At 71.8% G+C, this 20,477-nt stretch carries 18 protein-coding genes and 1 pseudogene; 12 read left to right on the plus strand and 7 right to left on the minus strand.

The features are described 5' to 3' along the window. Nucleotides 1-130: 130 nt before the first annotated feature. The 3 genes and pseudogenes from SY2F82_RS28660 to SY2F82_RS28670 form a co-directional block, all read left to right on the plus strand. A pseudogene (locus SY2F82_RS28660) lies at nucleotides 131-1,204 on the plus strand (type III polyketide synthase); the annotation flags it as partial. Between the two features lies 1 nt (nucleotide 1,205). Further along, nucleotides 1,206-2,453, plus strand: a complete 1,248-nt coding sequence (locus SY2F82_RS28665; protein WP_200422041.1) for a cytochrome P450 — start codon at nucleotides 1,206-1,208, stop codon at nucleotides 2,451-2,453. A gap of 7 nt (nucleotides 2,454-2,460) precedes the next feature. After that, nucleotides 2,461-3,000 carry a cupin domain-containing protein gene (locus SY2F82_RS28670; RefSeq protein WP_200422042.1) on the plus strand — a complete coding sequence of 180 codons (540 nt, stop codon included), beginning with the start codon at nucleotides 2,461-2,463 and terminating at the stop codon, nucleotides 2,998-3,000. Between the two features lie 17 nt (nucleotides 3,001-3,017). On the opposite strand, the gene SY2F82_RS28675 is transcribed toward SY2F82_RS28670, so the two are convergent. After that, on the minus strand, nucleotides 3,018-4,244 hold the full coding sequence (locus SY2F82_RS28675) for an acyl-CoA dehydrogenase family protein (protein WP_200422043.1): 1,227 nt from the start codon (nucleotides 4,242-4,244) through the stop codon (nucleotides 3,018-3,020). A 188-nt stretch (nucleotides 4,245-4,432) separates the two neighbouring features. Between SY2F82_RS28675 and SY2F82_RS28680 the strand changes: the two genes are divergently transcribed. After that, nucleotides 4,433-5,077, plus strand: coding sequence for a TetR family transcriptional regulator (locus SY2F82_RS28680; RefSeq protein ID WP_200422164.1), 645 nt, complete (start codon nucleotides 4,433-4,435; stop codon nucleotides 5,075-5,077). Between the two features lie 90 nt (nucleotides 5,078-5,167). Here the strand turns inward: SY2F82_RS28680 and def are convergent, their stop codons facing one another. Further along, nucleotides 5,168-5,707 carry a peptide deformylase gene (gene def, locus SY2F82_RS28685; protein WP_200422044.1) on the minus strand — a complete coding sequence of 180 codons (540 nt, stop codon included), beginning with the start codon at nucleotides 5,705-5,707 and terminating at the stop codon, nucleotides 5,168-5,170. 142 nt (nucleotides 5,708-5,849) lie between these two features. Between def and SY2F82_RS28690 the strand changes: the two genes are divergently transcribed. The 7 genes from SY2F82_RS28690 (at nucleotide 5,850) to SY2F82_RS28720 (ending at nucleotide 13,946) form a co-directional block, all read left to right on the plus strand. After that, nucleotides 5,850-7,088 carry a MurT ligase domain-containing protein gene (locus SY2F82_RS28690; protein WP_200422045.1) on the plus strand — a complete coding sequence of 413 codons (1,239 nt, stop codon included), beginning with the start codon at nucleotides 5,850-5,852 and terminating at the stop codon, nucleotides 7,086-7,088. 19 nt (nucleotides 7,089-7,107) lie between these two features. Beyond that, nucleotides 7,108-7,836: a type 1 glutamine amidotransferase gene (locus SY2F82_RS28695; RefSeq protein WP_200422046.1), complete on the plus strand. Its 729-nt coding sequence runs from the start codon at nucleotides 7,108-7,110 to the stop codon at nucleotides 7,834-7,836. 250 nt (nucleotides 7,837-8,086) lie between these two features. After that, complete coding sequence (locus SY2F82_RS28700; RefSeq protein ID WP_200422047.1) at nucleotides 8,087-9,112, plus strand: 6-phosphofructokinase; 1,026 nt, start codon at nucleotides 8,087-8,089, stop codon at nucleotides 9,110-9,112. Between the two features lie 120 nt (nucleotides 9,113-9,232). Further along, nucleotides 9,233-10,183, plus strand: coding sequence for a cytochrome c oxidase assembly protein (locus SY2F82_RS28705; RefSeq protein ID WP_200422048.1), 951 nt, complete (start codon nucleotides 9,233-9,235; stop codon nucleotides 10,181-10,183). A gap of 128 nt (nucleotides 10,184-10,311) precedes the next feature. Then, on the plus strand, nucleotides 10,312-11,886 hold the full coding sequence (locus SY2F82_RS28710) for a PASTA domain-containing protein (protein WP_200422049.1): 1,575 nt from the start codon (nucleotides 10,312-10,314) through the stop codon (nucleotides 11,884-11,886). 58 nt (nucleotides 11,887-11,944) lie between these two features. Further along, nucleotides 11,945-13,771: a serine/threonine-protein kinase gene (locus tag SY2F82_RS28715; protein WP_200422050.1), complete on the plus strand. Its 1,827-nt coding sequence runs from the start codon at nucleotides 11,945-11,947 to the stop codon at nucleotides 13,769-13,771. Nucleotides 13,772-13,784: 13 nt separating this feature from the next. Further along, on the plus strand, nucleotides 13,785-13,946 hold the full coding sequence (locus SY2F82_RS28720; protein WP_200422051.1) for a hypothetical protein: 162 nt from the start codon (nucleotides 13,785-13,787) through the stop codon (nucleotides 13,944-13,946). A gap of 21 nt (nucleotides 13,947-13,967) precedes the next feature. Here SY2F82_RS28720 and SY2F82_RS28725 read toward each other — a convergent pair whose 3' ends face one another. Beyond that, the gene (locus SY2F82_RS28725) at nucleotides 13,968-15,227 is read right to left on the minus strand and encodes an MFS transporter (protein ID WP_200422052.1); all 1,260 of its coding nucleotides are present in this window, start codon (nucleotides 15,225-15,227) and stop codon (nucleotides 13,968-13,970) included. Nucleotides 15,228-15,281: 54 nt separating this feature from the next. On the opposite strand from SY2F82_RS28725, the gene SY2F82_RS28730 reads away from it, so the two are divergent. Then, complete coding sequence (locus tag SY2F82_RS28730; RefSeq protein WP_200422053.1) at nucleotides 15,282-16,163, plus strand: winged helix-turn-helix transcriptional regulator; 882 nt, start codon at nucleotides 15,282-15,284, stop codon at nucleotides 16,161-16,163. 159 nt (nucleotides 16,164-16,322) lie between these two features. On the opposite strand, the gene SY2F82_RS28735 is transcribed toward SY2F82_RS28730, so the two are convergent. Genes SY2F82_RS28735 through SY2F82_RS28750 form a run of 4 tightly spaced genes read right to left on the minus strand, consistent with a single transcriptional unit; the run spans nucleotide 16,323 to nucleotide 20,372 of the window. Beyond that, nucleotides 16,323-17,528, minus strand: a complete 1,206-nt coding sequence (locus tag SY2F82_RS28735) for a sensor histidine kinase (RefSeq protein ID WP_200422054.1) — start codon at nucleotides 17,526-17,528, stop codon at nucleotides 16,323-16,325. Continuing rightward, nucleotides 17,525-19,237 carry a cation acetate symporter gene (locus SY2F82_RS28740; protein ID WP_200422055.1) on the minus strand — a complete coding sequence of 571 codons (1,713 nt, stop codon included), beginning with the start codon at nucleotides 19,235-19,237 and terminating at the stop codon, nucleotides 17,525-17,527. The genes SY2F82_RS28735 and SY2F82_RS28740 overlap by 4 nt, the downstream gene beginning before the upstream one ends. 10 nt (nucleotides 19,238-19,247) lie before the next feature. Beyond that, nucleotides 19,248-19,607 (minus strand): hypothetical protein, encoded by a 360-nt coding sequence (locus tag SY2F82_RS28745; protein ID WP_200422056.1) that lies wholly within the window; start codon nucleotides 19,605-19,607, stop codon nucleotides 19,248-19,250. A 9-nt stretch (nucleotides 19,608-19,616) separates the two neighbouring features. After that, entirely contained in the window at nucleotides 19,617-20,372 is a 756-nt protein-coding gene (locus tag SY2F82_RS28750; protein WP_200422057.1) for a LytTR family DNA-binding domain-containing protein, read from the minus strand. Nucleotides 20,373-20,477: the final 105 nt, after the last annotated feature.

A 20,477-nucleotide genomic window follows, 5' to 3' on the forward strand; every position in this document is an offset into this window, starting at 1 on the left:
CACCACTGGATCGGAGTATCACCGCGAGATATCCCCGCTGCGTCGGGTGATCGTGGGTGGACCACCCGCGTACGGGTGACGAACCCCCTTCCGCCGGGGGACGAAGAGTCCTCCGCCAAGGCGAAAGAAGGCGCGCTCCATGGCGACTCTGTGCAAGCCCGCGGTTTCTGTCCCGGAACACGTGATCACGATGGAGGAGACGCTGGACCTGGCGCGCTCCCGCCACCCGGACCATCCCCAACTCCCTCTCGCGCTGAGGCTCATCGCGAACACCGGGGTCAAGACCCGGCACATCGTGCAGCCCATCGAGGAGACCCTGAAGCACCCGGGCTTCGAGGAGCGCAACAACCTCTATGAGGCCGAGGCGAAGGCCCGCGTGCCCGCGGTGGTGCAGCGGGCGCTGGACGACGCCGAACTGCTCACCACCGACATCGACGTGATCATCTACGTGTCGTGCACCGGGTTCATGATGCCCTCGCTGACCGCGTGGCTGATCAACTCCATGGGCTTCAGCACCGACACCCGGCAGATACCCATAGCCCAGTTGGGCTGCGCCGCCGGCGGCGCGGCCATCAACCGGGCACACGACTTCTGCACGGCCTACCCCGACGCCAACGCCCTCATCGTGGCCTGCGAGTTCTGCTCGTTGTGCTACCAGCCCACCGACCTGGGCGTCGGCTCGCTCCTGTCCAACGGCCTGTTCGGCGACGGCGTCGCGGCGGCGGTCGTGCGCGGCAAGGGCGGCACCGGCGTGAAGCTGGAACGCAACGCCTCGTACCTGATCCCGAAGACCGAGGAGTGGATCGCGTACGACGTCCGGGCCACCGGTTTCCACTTCCTGCTGGACAAGCGGGTGCCCACCACGATGGAACCGCTCGCCCCGGCACTCGACGGACTGGCCAGGCAGCATGGCTGGGACGCCTCCGAGCTGGACTTCTACATCGTCCACGCAGGCGGCCCGCGCATCCTGGACGACCTGAGCAAGTTCCTGCACGTGCCGGCGGAGGCGTTCCGGTTCAGCCGGGCCACCCTCACCGAGTACGGCAACATCGCGAGCGCCGTCGTCCTGGACGCGCTGCGCCGGCTGTTCGAGTCGGGCGGTGCCGAACACGCGGCGCGCGGGCTGCTGGCCGGTTTCGGACCGGGCATCACGGCGGAGATGGCGCTGGGCCGCTGGCACATCTCCGGGAACGGGAAGAAATGAGATGACCACCGACACGGACGACAGGCGGCGCGCCGCGGCCGAGGGGACGAGCAGCGGGATCCTGCCGCCGGTCCGCCCCTGGCCCGCCCCCCGCCCGCCCGGCGTGGACCTCGACCCGGACCTGGCCGAGCTGATGCGCGAAGGCCCGGTCAGCCGGGTCGGGCGGCCCGACGGCGAGGGCTGGGCCTGGCTCGTGACCCGCTACGACGATGTGCGAGCGGTCACGAACGACCCCCGGTTCGGCCGTGAGCCGGTCATGGACGGTCGCCCGGCCCGGCTCGCCCCGCACGTCGTCCCGCAGCGGGACGCGGTCACCTTCCCGGACTCCTCCGAGCCTGCCCGGCCGCGCCGCTCGGTCGCCGCGGCCTTCACGGCGCGCGGCGTCGAGCGGGTGCGCGAGACGGCGCGGCGCATGCTCGACGAACTGGTCGACGAGCTGCTCCAGGACGGGCCTCCGGCCGACCTCATCGCGGCGGTTCTCGGCCCCTTCCCCGGTGCCCTGATCTGCGAGCTGATGGGCGTCCCGGCCGCCGACCGGCACGACATGCGCACCTGGACCCGGCTCATCCTCTCCCCCGCGCACGGCTCGAAGACCGGTGAGCGCGCCAGGGACGAGATGAACGCGTACTTCACCGGCCTGATCGGGGCCCGTGAGGGCGGCACCGGCGAGGACGTCGTCTCGCTGCTCGGGGCCGCCGTGGGTCTGGGTGAGGCGGCACTCGACGAGGCGGCCGGCCTCGCGGTGCTGCTGCAGATCGGCGCGGAGGCGGTCACCGGCCACACCGGCCGGATGTTCCACCTCCTGCTGACCCGCCCGGACCTGACCGAACGTCTGCGGGCCGAGCCGGCGATCCGCCCGCAGGCCGTCGACGAACTGCTGCGGTACGTCCCGCACCGCAACGCCGTGGGACCGCCCCGGGTGGCGACGCAGGACGTGGAGGTCGGGGGCGTGCGGATCCGGGCGGGTGAGGCGGTGTATGTGTCGTACGCGGCGGCGAACCGCGACCCGGGCGTCTTCCCGGACCCGGAGACGATCGACTTCGCGCGCTACCCGAACCCCCATGTGGCGTTCGGCTCCGGCCCGCACCGCTGCCCGGGCGGCATGCCGGCCAGGCTGGCGTCCGAGATGCTGCTGGACGCGCTCCTGGACCGGGTGCCGGGGCTGCGGCTCGCGGTGCCGCCCGATGAGGTCCCCTTCCGTGAGGGCGCGCTGACCCGCGGGCCCGATGCCCTTCCCGTGACGTGGTGAGCGGCTCATGACGACGACTGACAGACCAGTGGCCACCGAGGGCCTGTTCGTGCCGCCGGGTCAGGGACGTGTGGTCCAGACACCGGCCCAGCACGTGACGTTCAAGGTGACCGGCTCGCACTCGCGCATGGCGTCCACGTTCGAGGTGATCGTGCCGCCGGGCTTCGACGTCGGCGCCCATGTGCACACGCGCAGCGAGGAGCTTTTCTACGTGCTCGAGGGCGAGCTGGACGTGCTCGCCTTCGAGCCGCGCGTCCGGACCCCCGACAACTGGCAGAAGTGGGAGTCGAGCTCGGGCCGCCGGGTGCTCCGCGCCACCCCGGGCACGGTCATCGTCGTGCCCCCCGGCTGCCCCCACGCCTTCGCGAACCCGACGGAGACCCCGGCGAAGATGTTCTTCCAGGCGTCCCCGCCCCCGGACCACGAACGCTACTTCGAGGAACTCCTGGAGATCCTCGCCGACGGGGGCCCGCCGGACCACGAGGCGATCGAGGCGCTGCGGAGGCGGTACGACATCGAGCAGATCACGCCGCTCAAGCACCGGTAGAGCCTGGTGAGGGGCCCTCAGCGAATGGGCATGCCGGAAAGCGTCCGGGCGATCACCAGCCGCTGGATCTCGCTGGTGCCCTCGAAGATCGTGTAGATGGCCGCGTCCCGGTGCATGCGCTCCACGGGGTACTCCCGGGTGTACCCGTTGCCCCCGAGGATCTGTATCGCCTGGGCCGTGACCTTCTTCGCCGTCTCGCTCGCGAACAGCTTCGACATCGACCCCTCGGCAGCGGTGAACGGCTTGCCGTTGACCGCCATCCACGAGGCCCGCCACACCAGCAGCCGCGCGGCGTCGATCTGCGTGCGCATGTCCGCGAGCTGGAAGGCGACGCCCTGGTTGTCGATGATCGGCCGCCCGAACTGCTCGCGCGTCCTGGCGTAGTCGAGGGCCACCTCGTAGGCGGCGCGAGCGGTGCCCACCGCCATGGCGCCCACCGCGGGACGGCTCGCCTCGAAGGTGGCCATCGCCGCGTTCTTCACGCGCTCCCCGCCCTTCCTCGCCTTCTCCCGGGCGCGGGCGAGCCGCTCGTCCAGCTTCTCCTTGCCGCCGAGCAGGCAGGATCCGGGGACACGGACGTCGTCGAGGATCACCTCCGCGGTGTGCGAGGCGCGGATGCCGTGCTTCTTGAACTTCTGGCCCTGGGCGAGGCCCGGCGTGTTCGGCGGGATGATGAAGGACGCGTGACCCTTGGAGCCCAGCTCGGGGTCGACGACCGCGACCACGACGTGGACGTTGGCGATGCCGCCGTTGGTCGCCCAGGTCTTGGTGCCGTTGATCACCCACTCGTCCTTGGCCTCGTCGTACACGGCGCGCGTGCGCAGGGAGGCCACGTCGGAGCCGGCGTCGGGCTCGGAGGAGCAGAAGGCGGCCACCTTGACGTCGTCGGCGTCGCCGTACATCTGGGGGATCCAGGTGCCGATCTGCTCCTCAGTGCCGTTGGCGAGGACTCCGACGGCGGCGAGTCCGGTCCCGACGATCGACAGGGCGATGCCCGCGTCGCCCCAGAACAGCTCCTCCATCGTCATGGGGATGCCGAGACCCGTGGAGTCGAAGTACTGCTGGGCATAGAAGTCGAGGGAGTAGATGCCGACCTTCGCGGCCTCCTGGATGACCGGCCAGGGAGTCTCCTCACGCTCGTCCCATTCGGCGGCCGCGGGGCGGATGACATCGGCGGCGAAGCCGTGCAGCCAGTCGCGGACCTCCTTCTGTTCGTCGTTGAGCTCCATGGTGAACTCGGCCATGTCCCCTCCAGCACTGCGCTAACGTGTTACTTGCGGTAACAGCAGTCTGTTACTCGCCAGTAGGAGAAGTCAACTCCCGGGCCGGCCGGGCCGTCCCCTTGGCAAGTCGGCAGCTCGTTCGATACCGACTCGCCTTTCAGTGTTACTTTGCGCAGGCGTCACCGAATCAGGACGGGTGGGGAGAGATGATGGACACCACGCAGCGGACCGATCAGGAGCGGTCCGCCGACCGCCGACGGCGAGAGTTGCTGGAGGCCGCCGACCGAGTGGTGCTGCGCGACGGCCCCGGGGCCTCGATGAACGCCATCGCCGCCGAGGCCGGCATCACCAAGCCGATCCTCTACCGCCACTTCGGCGACAAGGGCGGGCTGTACGCGGCGCTCGCCAAACGCCACACGGACGCGCTGCTCGACTCGCTGCGGGCGGCGCTGGACGCCCCGGCGGACCGGCGCGAGCGGGTGGAGTCCACGCTGGACACGTATCTGGCGGCGATCGAGGCACGACCGCAGGTGTACCGCTTCCTGATGCATCCGGCGGAGGGGGGCTCGCAGAACGACCAGGGCTTCGACACCGGCCGCCACTCGATCCCGCTGCTGCGCCGCATGGGTGAGGAACTGGCCCAGGTCATCGAGGAACGCCTGGACCTCGGCCCGGACACCCACCAACTGGCGCGGGTGTGGGGCCACGGCATCGTCGGCATGATGCACGCCGCCGGCGACTGGTGGCTCGGGGAACGGCCGTGCTCACGGGCGGAGTTGGTGCGGAGCTTGGCGGACTTGCTGTGGGGCCGTCTCGCTGCGGCTGGGGACCGCATCGGAGGCCCCGGGTTCTGAAGCGCGCCCTTAGGGGCGCGGGGCTGTGTGGATATGCGGCTCCGCCGGGTGGGCGCGACCAGCCGAAGTCGGCCCCCAGTCGCCGACGTCTCATCGCCCCCACGACGCTCTCGCGGCCTGCCGCAACACCCTCCGCTTGCGCCACCCCGCCAGGTGGTCCACGTACAGACCGCCGGCCAGGTGATCGCACTCGTGCTGCAGGCACCGGGCGAACCACCCGGTGCCCTCCACCCGCACCGGCTCTCCACCCACCGTGAACCCCTCGACGACCGCCCGGTCGAACCGCTCCGTCCCCGCCTCGAGCCCCGGCAGGGACAGGCACCCTTCCGGTCCACGGATGACCACACCGTCCGCCTCCACCAGCCGTGGATTCACCACATGCCCCAGGTGACGCACGTCCTCGTCGTCCGGACAGTCGTACACGAACACCCGCAAAGGCTCGCCGACCTGGTTCGCGGCCAGGCCGACCCCCCGCGCGGCGTACATCGTCGCGAACATGTCCTCGACGAGCCGGGCGAGTTCGGGTCCGAATTCGGTGACGTCCCTGCACGGCTCGCGAAGTACGCGGTCGCCGAGCACGGTGATGGGCCGGACGCGCCCTCGGGCGCCCGGGATGGTGCGATGTGGCATGCCGGCAAGGGTACGGTCGGCAGGGCCGCGCGGGCGCCGGGGTGGTGCCGCGGTTCGGGGGCGTGCGGGGATCTCGATAGGCTGAGGCCCACACGTTGCCGGAACAGGGCGCGGCGTTGTACGCAAGGAGGATCGAGAACTGATGGCAGGCAACTCGGACCCGCTGACGCCGCGGGCCAAGCTGGCCGTGACCGCGGGCAAGGCGGTCGCTGCGGCATCGCGCGCCGCGGGGCGCGGCAGCGGTTCGGTGATCGGCGGCCGAGTGGCGCTGAAGCTCGACCCCGACCTCCTCGCCCGGCTCGCCCAGAACCTGGACGTCGTCCTGGTCTCGGCGACCAACGGCAAGACCACGACCACCCGGCTGATCGCGGAGGCGCTGCGCGCGGCGGGCCCGGTCGTCTCGAACGCGCTCGGCGCCAACATGCCCGCCGGCATCACCTCGGCGCTGGCGGGCGGTTCGGACGCCAAGTTCGCCGTGATCGAGGTCGACGAGAAGTACCTCGCCGGGGTCGCCCGCGACACCGACCCGAAGTGCATCGCGCTGCTGAACCTCTCCCGCGACCAGCTCGACCGCGCCGCCGAGACCCGTATGCTCGCCGAGAACTGGCGTGAGGGCCTGGCCGGGTCCAAGGCCGTCGTCGTCGCGAACGCCGACGACCCGCTGGTCGTGTGGGCCGCGTCCTCCTCGCCCAATGTGATCTGGGTCGCCGCCGGCCAGATGTGGAAGGACGACGCCTGGTCCTGCCCGTCCTGCGGCGGTGTGATGCAGCGCCCCGGGGACGACTGGTACTGCGGCGAGTGCGGCTTCCGCCGGCCGACCCCGAGCTGGGCGCTGTCCGGGGACCACGTCCTCGACCCGCACGGCTCCGCCTGGCCCATCCACCTCCAGCTGCCGGGCCGCGCCAACAAGGCGAACGCCGCCAGCTCGGCCGCCGTCGCGGCCGTGTTCGGCGTGCCCCCGCAGGTCGCGCTCGAGCGCATGTACCAGGTGCAGGCGGTGGCCGGGCGCTACGACGTCGTCCAGTTCCAGAACCGCGACCTGCGCCTGCTGCTGGCGAAGAACCCGGCCGGCTGGCTGGAGACGTTCTCGCTGATCGACCCGCCGCCGACCCCGGTGATCCTCTCCGTGAACGCGCGCTCGGCCGACGGCACCGACACCTCCTGGCTGTGGGACGTCGACTACACGCGGCTGACCGGCCACCCGATCTTCGTCATCGGCGACCGCAAGCTGGACCTCGCCGTGCGCCTGGAGGTCGCGAACCAGTCCTTCCAGGTCTGCGAGAACCTCGACCAGGCCGTGCAGCTCGCGCCGCCGGGCCGGATCGAGGTCATCGCCAACTACACCGCGTTCCAGGACCTGCGCCGCCGCGTCGGCAACTGATCACGAAGGACGAGCATCGATGAGTGACAACCAGCTGCGTCTGGTGTGGATCTACCCGGACCTGCTGAGCACCTACGGCGACCAGGGCAACGCGCTCGTCGTGGAGCGCCGGGCCCGCCAGCGCGGCCTCGACGTGGCCCGCCTCGACGTGCGCAGCGACCAGCCGATCCCGACCTCCGGCGACATCTACCTGATCGGCGGCGGCGAGGACCGGCCGCAGCGGCTCGCGGCCGAGCGGCTGCGCCGCGACGGGCATCTGTACCGGGCCGTGGAGAACGGCGCGATCGTCTTCTCGGTCTGCGCCGGCTACCAGATCCTCGGCCACGAGTTCATCAACGACCTCGGGCAGCGCGAGCCGGGCCTCGGACTGCTCGACGTGGTCTCGGTGCGCGGTGAGGGCGAGCGGTGCGTCGGCGACGTCCTCGCGGACATCGACCCGCGCCTCGGCCTTCCCCCGCTCACCGGCTTCGAGAACCACCAGGGCGTCACCCACCTCGGTCCGACGGCCCGCCCGTTCGCGCAGGTGAAACTCGGCAGGGGCAACGGCACGGGCGACGGCACGGAGGGCGCGTACAACGACACCGTCTTCGGCACGTACATGCACGGGCCCGTGCTGGCGCGCAACCCGCAGATCGCGGACCTGCTGCTGAAGCTGGCGCTGGACGTCAACGCGCTGCCGCCGGTCGACGACCGCTGGTACGAGGCGCTGCGCAACGAGCGCATCGCGGCTGCGCAGCAGCCTGCGTAGGCACAGCTGCGCAGCAGCCTGCGTAGGCACAGCCGCGCAGCAGCCTGCGTAGGCGGAGCCCAGGTCAGTACACCCGCCGGCCAACCTGCGGCAACCAGCCCGTCTGACAGTGCGTCCGCACAGCTGAGCGGGGGCGTCCAGCAGGCGGACGCACGGTGCGGCCCCGCCCCCCTCCGCCGGTAGGGTGGCGGGGATCGAGCCGGACAGCGCGGTCCGGTCCCGTGCCCACGTTGAGAAGGTTGTTCGGGCTATGCGCATTGGTGTCCTCACGTCCGGTGGTGACTGCCCCGGTCTGAACGCCGTCATCCGGTCCGTCGTACACCGCGCCGTCGCCGACCACGGCGACGAGGTCATCGGCTTCCGGGACGGCTGGAAGGGTCTCCTGGAGTGCGACTACCTCAAGCTCGACCTGGACGCGGTCAGCGGCATCCTGGCCCGCGGCGGCACCATCCTCGGCTCGTCCCGAGTCCGTCCCGAGCACCTTCGGGACGGCGTGGAGCGGGCCCGGGGCCATGTCGAGGAACTGGGTCTCGACGCGATCATCCCGATCGGCGGTGAGGGCACGCTCAAGGCGGCCCGGCTGCTGTCCGACAACGGCCTGCCGATCGTCGGCGTGCCGAAGACCATCGACAACGACATCGCCGTCACGGACGTCACCTTCGGCTTCGACACGGCCGTCGGTGTGGCCACCGAGGCGCTGGACCGGCTGAAGACCACCGCGGAGTCGCACCAGCGGGTGCTGATCGTGGAGGTCATGGGCCGCCACACCGGCTGGATCGCGCTGCACTCCGGCATGGCGGCCGGCGCACACGCGATCGTCGTGCCGGAGCGCCCCTTCGACATCGAGGAGTTGACCGCCCGGGTCGGCGAACGGTTCGCCGCGGGCAAGCGGTTCGCGATCGTCGTCGCCGCGGAGGGCGCCAAGCCGAAGCGCGGCACGATGGAGTTCGACGAGGGCGGCAAGGACATCTACGGGCACGAGCGGTTCGCCGGGATCGCCCGGCAGCTCTCGCTGGAGCTGGAGCAGCGGCTCGGCAAGGAGGCCCGTCCGGTGATCCTCGGCCATGTGCAGCGTGGTGGTACGCCCACGGCGTACGACCGGGTGCTGGCGACGCGGTTCGGGTGGCATGCGGTCGAGGCCGTGCACCGGGGCGAGTTCGGCATGATGACCGCGCTGCACGGCACGAAGATCGTGATGGTGTCGCTGGCGGAGGCGGTGGAGACGCTCAAGACGGTGCCGATGGAGCGGTACGCCGAGGCGGAGTGTGTTCTGTAACGCATCGGCGGACTTCAGCCGCCCCCGGTCGCAGCCGCGGCCGGGGGCGGTTCTACTCTGGGTGCGGACAGACAGCTGTGGACAGACAGCGCACAACCCCCACGAAACAGGAGCCGGCGGATGGATCACAGCGGGCACGGCATGACCATGGATCTGCCGCCGTTCACGCTGGGGCGGGGGCTCGTCTGGTCGACGGACCCGTTCTTCCTCGTCGCCTGCCTGGTCGGGCTCGGGCTGTACGGGTGGGGCGTCGTCCGGCTCGTGCGCCGCGGGGACAAGTGGCCGGCCGGCCGGACCCTCTCGTACGTCGTCGGGGTACTGATCGTGCTGCTCACCATGTGCACCAGGCTGAACGACTACGGCATGGTCATGTTCAGCGTGCACATGGTGCAGCACATGCTGATCAGCATGCTGGCGCCGATCCTGATCCTGCTCGGTGCGCCGATCACCCTGGCACTGCGCGCCCTGCCGACCGCGGGCCGCGGCCGCAAGGGGCCGCGTGAGCTGCTGCTGATGCTGCTGCACAGCCGCTACCTGCGGATCATCACGCACCCGGCGTTCACCATCCCGCTGTTCATCGCGAGCCTGTACGGGCTGTACTTCACCCCGCTCTTCGACTTCCTGATGGGGTCCAAGGCCGGGCACATCGCGATGATGGTGCACTTCCTCGCCGTCGGCCTGGTGTTCTTCTGGCCCATCATGGGCGTCGACCCGGGCCCGCACCGGCCCGGGCATCTGATGCGGATGCTGGAGCTGTTCGCGGGCATGCCGTTCCACGCGTTCTTCGGTATCGCCCTGATGATGGCGTCCACACCGATGGTCGACGCCTACCGGAACCCGCCCGCCTCGCTCGGCATCGACGCCCTGGCGGACCAGACGTCGGCGGGCGGCATCGCCTGGGCGTTCAGCGAGGTCCCGTCCGTGCTGGTGCTGCTCGCGCTGCTGTTCCAGTGGTACAGGTCGGAGCAGCGGCAGGCCAAGCGGACGGACCGGGCCGCGGACCGCGACGGCGACAAGGAACTCGAGGCGTACAACGCCTATCTCGCCTCACTCAACGCACGCGGCCGCTGAGTTCCGTCACACCGCTGAATTCCCTTTCTTTTCAGGCTGCCTGAAGTACCGCTCCATTCGGTAGCCTGGTGCGATGACGCCCTGCCGCCGCTCTGCAGGGCGCGGGGGGACCGCAGGGGGGAGCGGTGATGACAATGCGTGCGTCTCTGCACAGGGCGGGGAAATCCCTGGCCCGCAGGATCGGCGTTCTGCTGGCCGCGGTACTGGTCGTCGCCGGCTGTGGAAAAAGCGCACAGACGTTCGTGGTGAAGGCCGTCGCCGTCGGGATTCCGTCGCTGAATCCCTTCTTCGACGAGCGCAGCGGTCTCGGGCACGACACCACGGTCCGCATCCGGGAGGTGCCCGGAGGCCTGCAGGCCGGGAACACCCCCGGGCTCTACGGCGGTTCCCGGCAGCCCACGATCTGTGACGTCGAGCGGCTGAAGGAATTCCTCACCGATCCCGGGAACGACCGCAAGGCGAAGGTCTGGGCGCAGGTCCTCGGAATTACCCAGGCGCAGATTCCCGGCTATCTCGACCGGCTCACACCGGTCCTGCTGCGTCACGACACTCTCGTCCAGAACCACGACTACAAGAAGGGCAGCGCCACCCCTTTCAACTCGCTGCTCCAGGCCGGAATCGCCGTATTGGTGAACGACCAGGGACAGCCCACGGTGAAATGCTCCTGTGGAAACCCGCTGCGCCCGTTCCAGGGCGACACCACACGGATTTCGGTCATGTTCCAGGACGGCAACAGGAAATGGGCGGGATATGACCGTTCCTCCGTGGTGGCGGTCAGGCCCGCGCCGCGGCCGCTGACCCGGCTGGTGCTCGTCGACGTCGACGACCCGGGCCGCGGGATCAGCCGCCCCGTCGGGACGGCGGGTGGTCACGACTCCCCCTTCGACGCCCGGGTACGGCACCGGGTGCCCCGGGTGACCGGGATGCCGTTCGCCGAGGCCGGCCGGCGGCTGACGGACCTGGGACTCGCGGTCGCCTACGCCGGGAAGGGGGCGCCGCCCGACGAGGCCCTGGTCACGGGCTCGGATCCCGCGCCGGGCACCGAGCTGGCGTTCGGGCAGTACGTCACGCTGTCGGTGGCCACCGCCACCACGGACGGACCCGGCGGCGGCACGAGGGCGACGTCCACTCCCCCGTCGTCGGGCAGGACGACGACCCCCGGGAAGGGCGGCGGCGCCTCTCCCTCGACGCCGGCCGACAGCGGGAAGGTCTCCTCCCCGCCGGCGTCGGGCGGCTCGTCCTCGCCCCCGGCGTCAGGGGGCTCCTCCTCGCCACCGGGGAGCGGCGCGAGCACCTCGGGCAGCTCCTCACCGTCCAGGACCACCCAGCCGCCCGCGTCGAGCAGCGCGGCTCCGTCCGGTACGGCCCCCGGGGCGACCGGTTCACCGACCACCGGCAAACCGGGCTCGAGCAGCGCACCCGTGACGTCGGCGCCCGGCCCCTCCAAGACGCCCGGCTCGTCCAAGTCGCCCGGCCCCTCGAAGTCGCTCGACCCGTCCGAGCCACCCGACCCGTCCACGACTTCCCCGTCCAAGCCATCCTCGTCCAAGCCTGCCCCGTCCAAGCCACCGAAGCCCGTCACCTCGGCGCCCGAGACCGGCAGGCCGTCGACCGGCACGCCGCAGACCGGGAAACCGGCCACGAGCAAGCCCGCCACCGGCGCACCGGCCACCGGCGCGCGAGAGGTCAGGCCCAGCCCCTGACCGGTCGGCCCACGGACGTCCCGCACCAGAACGCCGCATCACACCGGGGAGCGACGCGATGCCATCAGGATCACCGCAGTCGGGAGTGGGCCGGACCATCGCCGGTCGTTACCTCCTGCTGAACCGGCTCGGCAGTGGCGCCATGGGCCATGTGTGGCGCGCCCATGACCAGCGGCTGGACTGCGAGGTCGCCCTCAAGGAGGTCGTGTTCCGCAACCCGGTGGAGGCGATCGAGGAGCGGGCCGCCCGGGTCGCCCGGGCCCGGGCCGAGGCCCGGCACGCGGCCGGGCTGCGCGGGCATCCGCACGTGGTGACCGTGCACGACGTACTGGAGCACGAGGGCCTGCCGTGGATCGTCATGGAATACGTCCCGGGCGCGCTCGACCTGCGGGAACTGGTCCACCGTCGCGGGCCTCTGGCCCCCGTGGAGTGCGCCCGCATCGGGCTCGCCGTGCTGGACGCCCTGACCGCCGGGCACGAGCGGGGCGTCATGCACCGGGACGTGAAGCCGGCGAACATCCTGCTGGCGCCGGACCGCGGCGGGGCGCCGTACGCCCGGGTCCTGCTCACCGACTACGGCATCTCGGTGCAGCCGGACGCGGGCGAGCCCCGGTACACACTGACGTCCGCGCTGGTCGGTACGCCCGGCTATCTGGCGCCCGAGCGTGCGACCGGCGGGCCGCCCACCGCGGCGGCCGACCTGTTCTCGCTGGGCTGCACGCTGTACTTCACGGTCGAGGGGTGCGGGCCCTTCGAGCGGGACAGCCAGCTCGCCGAGATCACCGCGGTGGTCCTGGAAGAGCCCCGGGCTCCGATGCGGGCGGGGGCTCTGGGGCCGCTGCTGTCCGCCGTACTGGTCAAGGACCCGGCCCTGCGGATCACGGCGGCGGACACGGCAGCCGCACTGACGGCGATCGCGGCTCCGAGCCGCCCGGTCCCGGTCCGGGGCTCGCGAACGCGGTGGGCGCGTCCGCACGCGCCGACGGAGACCTCGCACAACCCGACGGCAGGCGGCCCGCCGGTGCCCCCGCCCGCGCCCTCCCCGCCGAACGGACAGGCACACCACCCCAAGCGCGGGCATCTCCTGCGCGCCCTCCTCGCCTGCGCCCTGGGCCTGGTGCTCGCCCTTGGCGGGGTCTGGTACGCCGTTGTGCACCCGTCGGGCGGTGGGGTGGCCAAGCCGTACGGGGACGCCGTCGGCCTCGCGCGGCCCCTGAAGGACGGTGACTGTGTGGTCGCCGACTGGCCCGGGCCCCCCTTCCAGGGCGGCCCTCCGCGGCTGACCGTGGACCCGACCTGCTCCGAGAGGACGCCGGACGGGCAGGTCATGGCATTCGTCACCAGCCCGTCCGCGGACGAGGCCCGTCAGCAGGGGCCCGACGCGTGCGAGCAGCGCACACAGGACGTCCGCGAGAAGCTGGCCGACGTGCGCGGTTACGCCATCGTCCCGACCCGGGCCGGGTTCGAGGCGGCCGGGCGGCGCACCGCGTGTCTGGTGCTGGGCGCGCACGGGCCGGTGTACGGACCGCTCGGGGGCCACCGCAAGCCGGGCATGCCGTTCGTGGACACCGCCGACATGCAGAAACGGGACTGTCTGGACGCGCCCTCCCTGCGGGTCGCCCGCCTGGTCTCCTGCACGGGCACGCACGACCAGCAGGTGCTCGGCTTCACCCGGCTCGGCCCGGACACCACCCTGGCCGAGGCAAAGAGCCTGTCCGACGCCGCGTGCGCGAGGGACGTGCCGCCGAAGGACTACGGCTTCGACCCGTCCCGCTACGAAGCCGCGTCCTGGACGGGCACGAGCGCCTGGTTGTCCGGAACTCATCTCGTCGTCTGCACCGTGCGCAAGCAGAACGGGGGCACCATGGGTAAGGACGAACCATGAGGAGGGTGTTGCCATGCCCGGTTCCACGAAGGCGATGGGGGTGCTCACCGTCGGTGCGCTCGTCGTGGTGACGGCCTACACGGTGGCACTCGGAAGCAGCGGCTGGCTGTGGTTCGGCTGGGTCGTCCTCGGCCTGATCACCCTCGGCATGGTGGTCACCACCCGCAACCCTTGATGCGGTCCCCGCGGCCCCCGTTCACGCGAGTTCGCGCATCCGGCGGACCGGGCTCGCCAGGAGGATCGCCGGGCTGACCGTGGAGAGCACGGCCATGATTGCGAGGGAGGCGCGGGTCCCCCACAGGGCGGCGGCACCTCCAGCGGCCAACGCACCGAAGGGGATCGCACCCCAGGAGATGAAGCGGACCGTCGCCATCACGCGCGGCAGGAGTTCCGGGGGTGTGGCGGTCTGCCGGTAGGTGCGGGTCACGATGCTCGTCACCACCACGGCCCCGGCGAAACCGCCGTTCCCCAGGGCGAACAGGCCGAGTGCCACGGAGTGGCCGGCCAGCGGCATCAGCGCCGCGAAGCACGGGGAGACCACTGCGGCCCAGCGCAGCGCCCGGCCGCTGCCCAGACGTGCGACGATCCGGGGCGTCAGCGCCGCACCCACCAGGGTGCCGAGGCCATCGGTCGCGATGAGTAGCCCGACCAGGGCGGGCGGTGCGTCGAGGGTGCGGACCAGGAAGACGGGGGTGAGCGCCATCAGGCCGCCGCAGACGAAGTTGACGGCGGTCGCGTCTGCCGCGCAGGGACCGATGACAGGGTGGCGGGTGACGTACCGCCAGCCTTCGCGGATCATCTCGCCCATGCCGCGGCGCGGGCCCTCCTGTGCGGGGTGCGCCACCTGCGGCAGGCTGCCCATGAGCGCGGCCGAGACGAGGTAGCTCACCGCGTCGACCGTGATCGACGTCGCCGCGCCGAGCAGTTGGACCAGCACGCCGCCGAGGGATGGGCCACCGAGTTGGGTCGCCGCCCTGGTTCCCGAGGTGAGGCTGTTGCGGGCGGTCAGCTCCTCCTTGCTGACGATGGAGGGCAGGAAGGTCGAGTTGCCGACGTCGAAGACCACGGACGCCAACCCGACTACCAAGGCCACGACGATCAGCTGCGGCAGGGTCAGGACGCCGAGCGTGGCGGCCACTGGCACCGAGGCCACCGCAGCGGCCCGGACCACATCCATCGCCACCTGCGTCCCGCGCAACGGCAGACGGTGTACGAGGACTCCGGCCGGGAGGCCGATCAGGAGCCACGAAGCGAAGGAGGCGGCCGTGATCAGGCTGACCTCGAACGCCGAGGCATGCAGCACCAGTACGGCGAGCAACGGGAGGGCCACCGCCGTCACGGCATCGCCGATCCCGCTCACCGTGGAGGCGCCCCAGTAGCGCCAGAACGCCACCACGCTCGAAGCGCCGTCCGGCTGCTTCTCCTTCTCTCCCCGACCCTGCACCGCCGTCGCCATGCCTGCCCCCCCTGCGAGTGAGTCTCTTTAGGGAACTGACTATACTCATGGATCGTGCGGTACACAGAACTCGGCGACCCGGACTGCGCGATCGCGCAGGCGCTGACAGTGGTCGGTGACCCGTGGACACTGCTGCTCATCCGCGACGTCGCGGGCGGGACGCATCAGTTCGACGCGCTCCGGGACGGACTCGGCATCAGCCGTAAGGTACTGACGGACCGTCTGAAATCCCTGGTCGCGGACGGAGTACTGGAGAAGCGTCTCTACAGCCCGCATCCTGCCCGCTACGAGTACCACCTGACACCGGCCGGACGCGGGCTGCTACCGGTCCTCGTCGCCCTCCAGGACTGGGGCGCCCGCCATGTCATGGGCGACGACGTGCTCTCGGCGACCAGCGAGACCGACTCCGCGGAGACTCGACGCGTGCACGCCCTGGTGGGGCGTCGGCTCCCTCAGCTCGAACTCGCCGGCCCGGAGGGCGTGCCGGTCGACCCGGTCTCCAACCGGACCTGGACGGTCCTGTACTGCTTCCCCGGGGCCTACGCACCCGGCGGGAACGACTACCCGCCGGGCTGGGGCCGGATCCCGGGCGCCCGCGGCTGCACGCTGGAGTCGTGCACCTACCGCGACCGGATGGCGGCCTTCGCGGAACGCGATGCGAGGGTGCACGGAGTCAGCACGCAGCGCCCCGACCAGCTCGCCGCCTTCGCGGAGCACGAGCGGATCGCGTTCCCGCTCCTGTCCGATGCCGACCTTCAGCTGGCCGCGGCGCTGCGGCTGCCCACCTTCCGCGCAGCGGGTGTGGACCGGCTCAAGCGGCTCACTCTCGTCCTCGACTCCTCCCGCACGGTGCGCGGCGTGCTCTACCCGCTCGACGACCCGGCGGGTTCCGTCGACGACGCCCTGGCAATCGTCGACTCGCTGGCCGGGGCGTGACAGCTCAGCCCACCGAGAGGAGGGCACCCCGAACCGTGGGGCTTGCCCCGACGTCTGCCACCCGAGGGCGGTCTGCCCGTGGACCGATGACGGAAGAACCACAGGGAGCCCTGAGCACTGTGTCCGGACTTCGGGCGCCCGGAGTCCGGACACGGGCTCTCACGGCCCCGGCAGCCGCCCGGCCGAGTGCACCCCCGGCTGGTACTTCGGCAACCGGATCGTGATCTTCATGCCCGCCCCCGGCGCGGTCTCGATGACAAGTGCGTGCTCATCTCCGTAGACCTGGCGCAGCCGGTCGTCGACGTTGGACAGTCCGATGCCGCCGGACGGGCTGACCTCCCCGGCCAGGATGCGGCGCAGCAGCTCCGGGTCCATCCCCGCTCCGTCGTCCTCGATGACGACCAGGGCCTCGGCGCCCGCGTCCTGCGCGGTGATGCCGATGTGCCGTTGGTCAGTGGTGCCCTCCAGGCCGTGCTTGACGGCGTTCTCGACGAGCGGCTGGAGGCAGAGGAAGGGCAGGGCGACCGGCAGTACCTCCGGCGCGATCTGCAGGGTGACGGTGAGCCGGTCGCCGAAGCGGGCCCTGACCAGCGCCAAGTAGTGGTCGATGGCGTGGAGTTCGTCGGCGAGCGTGGTGAAGTCGCCGTGCCGGCGGAACGAGTAGCGGGTGAAGTCCGCGAACTCCAGCAGGAGTTCGCGGGCGCGCTCGGGGTCGGTGCGCACGAACGAGGCGATGACGGCGAGCGAGTTGAAGACGAAGTGCGGGGAGATCTGGGCGCGCAGCGCCTTGATCTCGGCCTCGATGAGCCTCGTACGGGACCGGTCGAGGTCCGCGAGCTCCAGTTGTACGGAAACCCAGCGGGCCACCTCCCCCGCGGCGCGGACGAGGACCGCGGACTCGCGGGGGGCGCAGGCGACCAGCGCGCCGTGGACGCGGTCGTCGACGGTGAGCGGTGCGACCACGGCCCAGCGCAGCGGGCAGTCGGGCGCGTCGCACGCCAGCCGGAAGGCCTCGCCGCGGCCGGTCTCCAAGGGGCCCGCGAGCCGCTGGAGCACCTCCTCGCGGTGGTGCTCCCCCGCGCCGTCCCAGGCCAGCACGGTCTCCCGGTCGGTGAGGCAGAGCGCGTCGGTGCCGAGCAGGGAGCGCAGCCGTCGCGCGGACTTGCGGGCGGTCTCCTCGGTGAGCCCGGCGCGCAGCGGGGGCGCGGCCAGGGAGGCGGTGTGCAGGGTCTGGAAGGTGGCGTGCTCCACGGGGGTGCCGAGCCCGCCGAGGCGCTCGGGGCGGGCGGTGCGCCGGCCGAGCCAGAACCCGGCGGCCAGCAGGGGCAGGACGGCCACGCACAGCCCGGCGAGGAAGCCGCTCACGCCGTCACCTCCGCCCGCAGCTCCTCGGGCAGGTGGAACCGGGCCAGGATCGCCGCCGTCCCGGCCGGCACCCGCCCGGGCGTGGCCAGGGACACCAGCACCATGGTCAGGAACCCGAGCGGCACCGACCACAGCGCGGGCCAGGCGAGCAGGGCGTGCAGGGTTCCGCTGCCGGGATAGCCCGCCATCGTCGCCGCCACCGCGAGGAACGCCGCACCGCCACCCGCCAGCATCCCGGCCGCGGCGCCCGGCGGGGTGAGCCGGCGCCACCAGATGCCGAGCACGAGCAGCGGGCAGAACGACGACGCGGACACCGCGAAGGCGAGGCCCACCGCGTCGGCCACCGGGAGCCCGCCGACCAGCACGCTCGCCGCCAGCGGCACCGCCATCGCCAGCAGCGTGCCGAGCCGGAAGTGCCGTACGCCCCGCGTCGGCAGCACGTCCTGGGCGAGCACCCCGGCCACCGCCATGGTCAGCCCGGAGGCGGTGGACAGGAACGCGGCGAAGGCCCCGCCCGCGAGCAGTGCGCCCAGCAGGTCCCCGCCGAGTCCGCCGATCATCCGGTCGGGCAGTAGGAGGACGGCGGCGTCGGCGTCGCCGGTGAGGGTGAGTTCGGGGGCGTAGAGCCGGCCCAGGGCGCCGTAGACGGGCGGCAGGAGGTAGAAGGCACCGATCAGGGCGAGTACGGCGACGGTGGTGCGACGGGCGGCGACCCCGTGCGGGCTGGTGTAGAAGCGGACGACGACGTGGGGCAGGCCCATGGTGCCGAGGAAGGTGGCGAGGATCAGCCCGTACGTGGCGTACAGCGGGCGTTCCGCGCGGCCGGAGACGAGTGAGGTCGACATGCCGCCGTTGCTGCCGTGCTCGGCGACGGGGACGGGGTCGCCCGGGGTGAAGGTCAGCCGGGTGCCGTGCTCGATGCGGTGGGTGCCGACGGCGAGGTCCGCGCGCTGTCCGTCGTACCGGCGGCCGTCGACGGTGCCCGAGGCGGTGACGGCGAGCGGGCGGGACAGCGTCAGATCGAGGGTGTCGTCGATCCGTACGACGCGGTGCTCGCGGAAGGTCGCCGGCTCGGCGAACGCCGCGCGGGGTGCGCCGTCGCCCTGCCAGGCCAGCACCAGGAACAGGGCGGGGACCAGCAGGGCGGTGAGTTTCAGCCAGTATTGGAACGCCTGGACGAAGGTGATGCTGCGCATGCCGCCCGCGGCGACGGTCGCCACCACCACGACGGCGACGATGATCCCGCCGAGCTGCTGGGGAGCCCGGGTCAGCACGGACAGGGTGAGTCCGGCGCCCTGGAGCTGGGGCAGCAGGTACAGCCAGCCGACGCCGACGACGAACGCCCCGGCGAGCCGCCGCACCGGCTGGGAGGCGAGCCGGGCCTCGGCGAAGTCGGGCAGGGTGTAGGCGCCGGAGCGGCGCAGCGGCGCGGCGACGAACAGCAGCAGGACGAGGTAGCCGGCGGTGTAGCCGACCGGGTACCAGAGCATGTCCGGGCCCTGGACGAGGACGAGTCCGGCGATGCCGAGGAAGGAGGCCGCGGACAGGTACTCGCCGCTGATCGCGGCCGCGTTCAGGCGGGGGCCGACGGCGCGGGAGGCGACGTAGAAGTCCGAGGTGGTGCGGGAGACGCGCAGCCCGAAGGCGCCGACGAGGACGGTCGCGAGGACGACGAGGGCGACGGCGGGGACGGCGTAGTTCTGGTTCACTGCCCCGGCCTCAGCGGTCCTCGACGAGCCGGACGAAGTCCTTCTCGTTGCGTTCGGCACGGCGCACGTACCAGCGGGCGAGCAGGATCAGCGGCGGGTAGAGGCCGAACCCGAGCACCGCCCATTCCAGACCGCCCGTGCGGGTGGCGGCGAAGAACAGGGGAAGGGGCCCGATCAGGAGCACCAGCACCGTGAACACGGCGAGAGCCGTGCGGAGTTGGCTGCGCATCAGTGAGCGGACGTAGGTGTGGCCGAGGGTGGTCTGCTCGTCGATCTCGGTGCGCGGGCGGTAGTAGCCCAGGGCGCGGCGGCGTCCGCTCCGGGGCGGCCCGGTGACGACGACGCGGCGTTCGGCGGGGTCCTGCGGCACGTCGTCCCCCTAGCCCGCGGTCCGGCGTATCAGCATCTCCCGCAGTTCGCGGGCGTGCCGGCGGCTGACCTGGAGTTCGACGGAGCCGACGAGGACGCTCACGGTGCCGGCGTCCAGCCGGAGTTCCTCGATGTGCCGCAGGGCGACGAGGTGGCGGCGGTGGATGCGGACGAAACCGCGTGAGCGCCACCGCTCCTCCAGGGTGGACAGCGGGATCCGGACGAGATGGCTTCCCTGGGCGGTGTGCAGGCGGGCGTAGTCGCCCTGCGCCTCGACATGGGTGATGTCCTCCACGGGCACGAACCGTGTCACGCCGCCGAGTTCCACCAGGACGTGGTCGGGATCCGGCTCGTGCACCGGGATCAGCGGCGTGGTCTCCCTGAGCTGTTCGGCGCGGCGCACCGCCTCCGCGAGCCGCTCACGGCGTACGGGCTTGAGGACGTAGTCGACGGCCTTGAGGTCGAACGCCTGCACGGCGAAGCCTTCGTGGGCGGTCACGAACACGACCAGCGGGGGCTTCGCGAACCCGGTGAGCAGCCGGGCCATGTCCAGGCCGTCGAGGCCGGGCATGTGGATGTCGAGGAAGACGACGTCGATCGCGTCGGGGCCGTCGGGCCCGGACTCCAGGGCGCGGTTGATGCGGCGCAGTGCCCCGGTGGCGTCGCCCGCGCCCTCCACGCTGCCGATCCTGGGGTCCGCGCGGAGCAGGTAGAGCAGTTCCTCGAGCGAGGGGCGTTCGTCGTCGACGGCGAGGGCGCGCAGCATGAAGGTGGAGTCTAGGAGCAATCCGCAGCTGTGGGCATGTGCGGAGCGTGGACGTTCTCGCTGGACGCGGTGGCGGCGCGGCGCCGGACGCGGCGGTGGTCCGGG

It is taken from the genome of Streptomyces sp. Y2F8-2, assembly GCF_014905555.1.
In the GTDB taxonomy this organism is placed as follows: domain Bacteria; phylum Actinomycetota; class Actinomycetes; order Streptomycetales; family Streptomycetaceae; genus Streptomyces; species Streptomyces cynarae.

Excerpts from the sequence above, each read along its gene's own strand:
- SY2F82_RS28665 (WP_200422041.1), top strand. The coding sequence starts at position 1,206 with ATGACCACCGACACGGACGACAGGCGGCGCGCCGCGGCCGAGGGGACG.
- SY2F82_RS28670 (WP_200422042.1), top strand. The coding sequence starts at position 2,461 with ATGACGACGACTGACAGACCAGTGGCCACCGAGGGCCTGTTCGTGCCG.
- SY2F82_RS28675 (WP_200422043.1), bottom strand. The coding sequence starts at position 4,244 with ATGGCCGAGTTCACCATGGAGCTCAACGACGAACAGAAGGAGGTCCGC.
- SY2F82_RS28680 (WP_200422164.1), top strand. The coding sequence starts at position 4,433 with ATGGACACCACGCAGCGGACCGATCAGGAGCGGTCCGCCGACCGCCGA.
- def (WP_200422044.1), bottom strand. The coding sequence starts at position 5,707 with ATGCCACATCGCACCATCCCGGGCGCCCGAGGGCGCGTCCGGCCCATC.
- SY2F82_RS28690 (WP_200422045.1), top strand. The coding sequence starts at position 5,850 with ATGGCAGGCAACTCGGACCCGCTGACGCCGCGGGCCAAGCTGGCCGTG.
- SY2F82_RS28695 (WP_200422046.1), top strand. The coding sequence starts at position 7,108 with ATGAGTGACAACCAGCTGCGTCTGGTGTGGATCTACCCGGACCTGCTG.
- SY2F82_RS28700 (WP_200422047.1), top strand. The coding sequence starts at position 8,087 with ATGCGCATTGGTGTCCTCACGTCCGGTGGTGACTGCCCCGGTCTGAAC.
- SY2F82_RS28705 (WP_200422048.1), top strand. The coding sequence starts at position 9,233 with ATGGATCACAGCGGGCACGGCATGACCATGGATCTGCCGCCGTTCACG.
- SY2F82_RS28710 (WP_200422049.1), top strand. The coding sequence starts at position 10,312 with ATGACAATGCGTGCGTCTCTGCACAGGGCGGGGAAATCCCTGGCCCGC.
- SY2F82_RS28715 (WP_200422050.1), top strand. The coding sequence starts at position 11,945 with ATGCCATCAGGATCACCGCAGTCGGGAGTGGGCCGGACCATCGCCGGT.
- SY2F82_RS28720 (WP_200422051.1), top strand. The coding sequence starts at position 13,785 with ATGCCCGGTTCCACGAAGGCGATGGGGGTGCTCACCGTCGGTGCGCTC.
- SY2F82_RS28725 (WP_200422052.1), bottom strand. The coding sequence starts at position 15,227 with ATGGCGACGGCGGTGCAGGGTCGGGGAGAGAAGGAGAAGCAGCCGGAC.
- SY2F82_RS28750 (WP_200422057.1), bottom strand. The coding sequence starts at position 20,372 with ATGCTGCGCGCCCTCGCCGTCGACGACGAACGCCCCTCGCTCGAGGAA.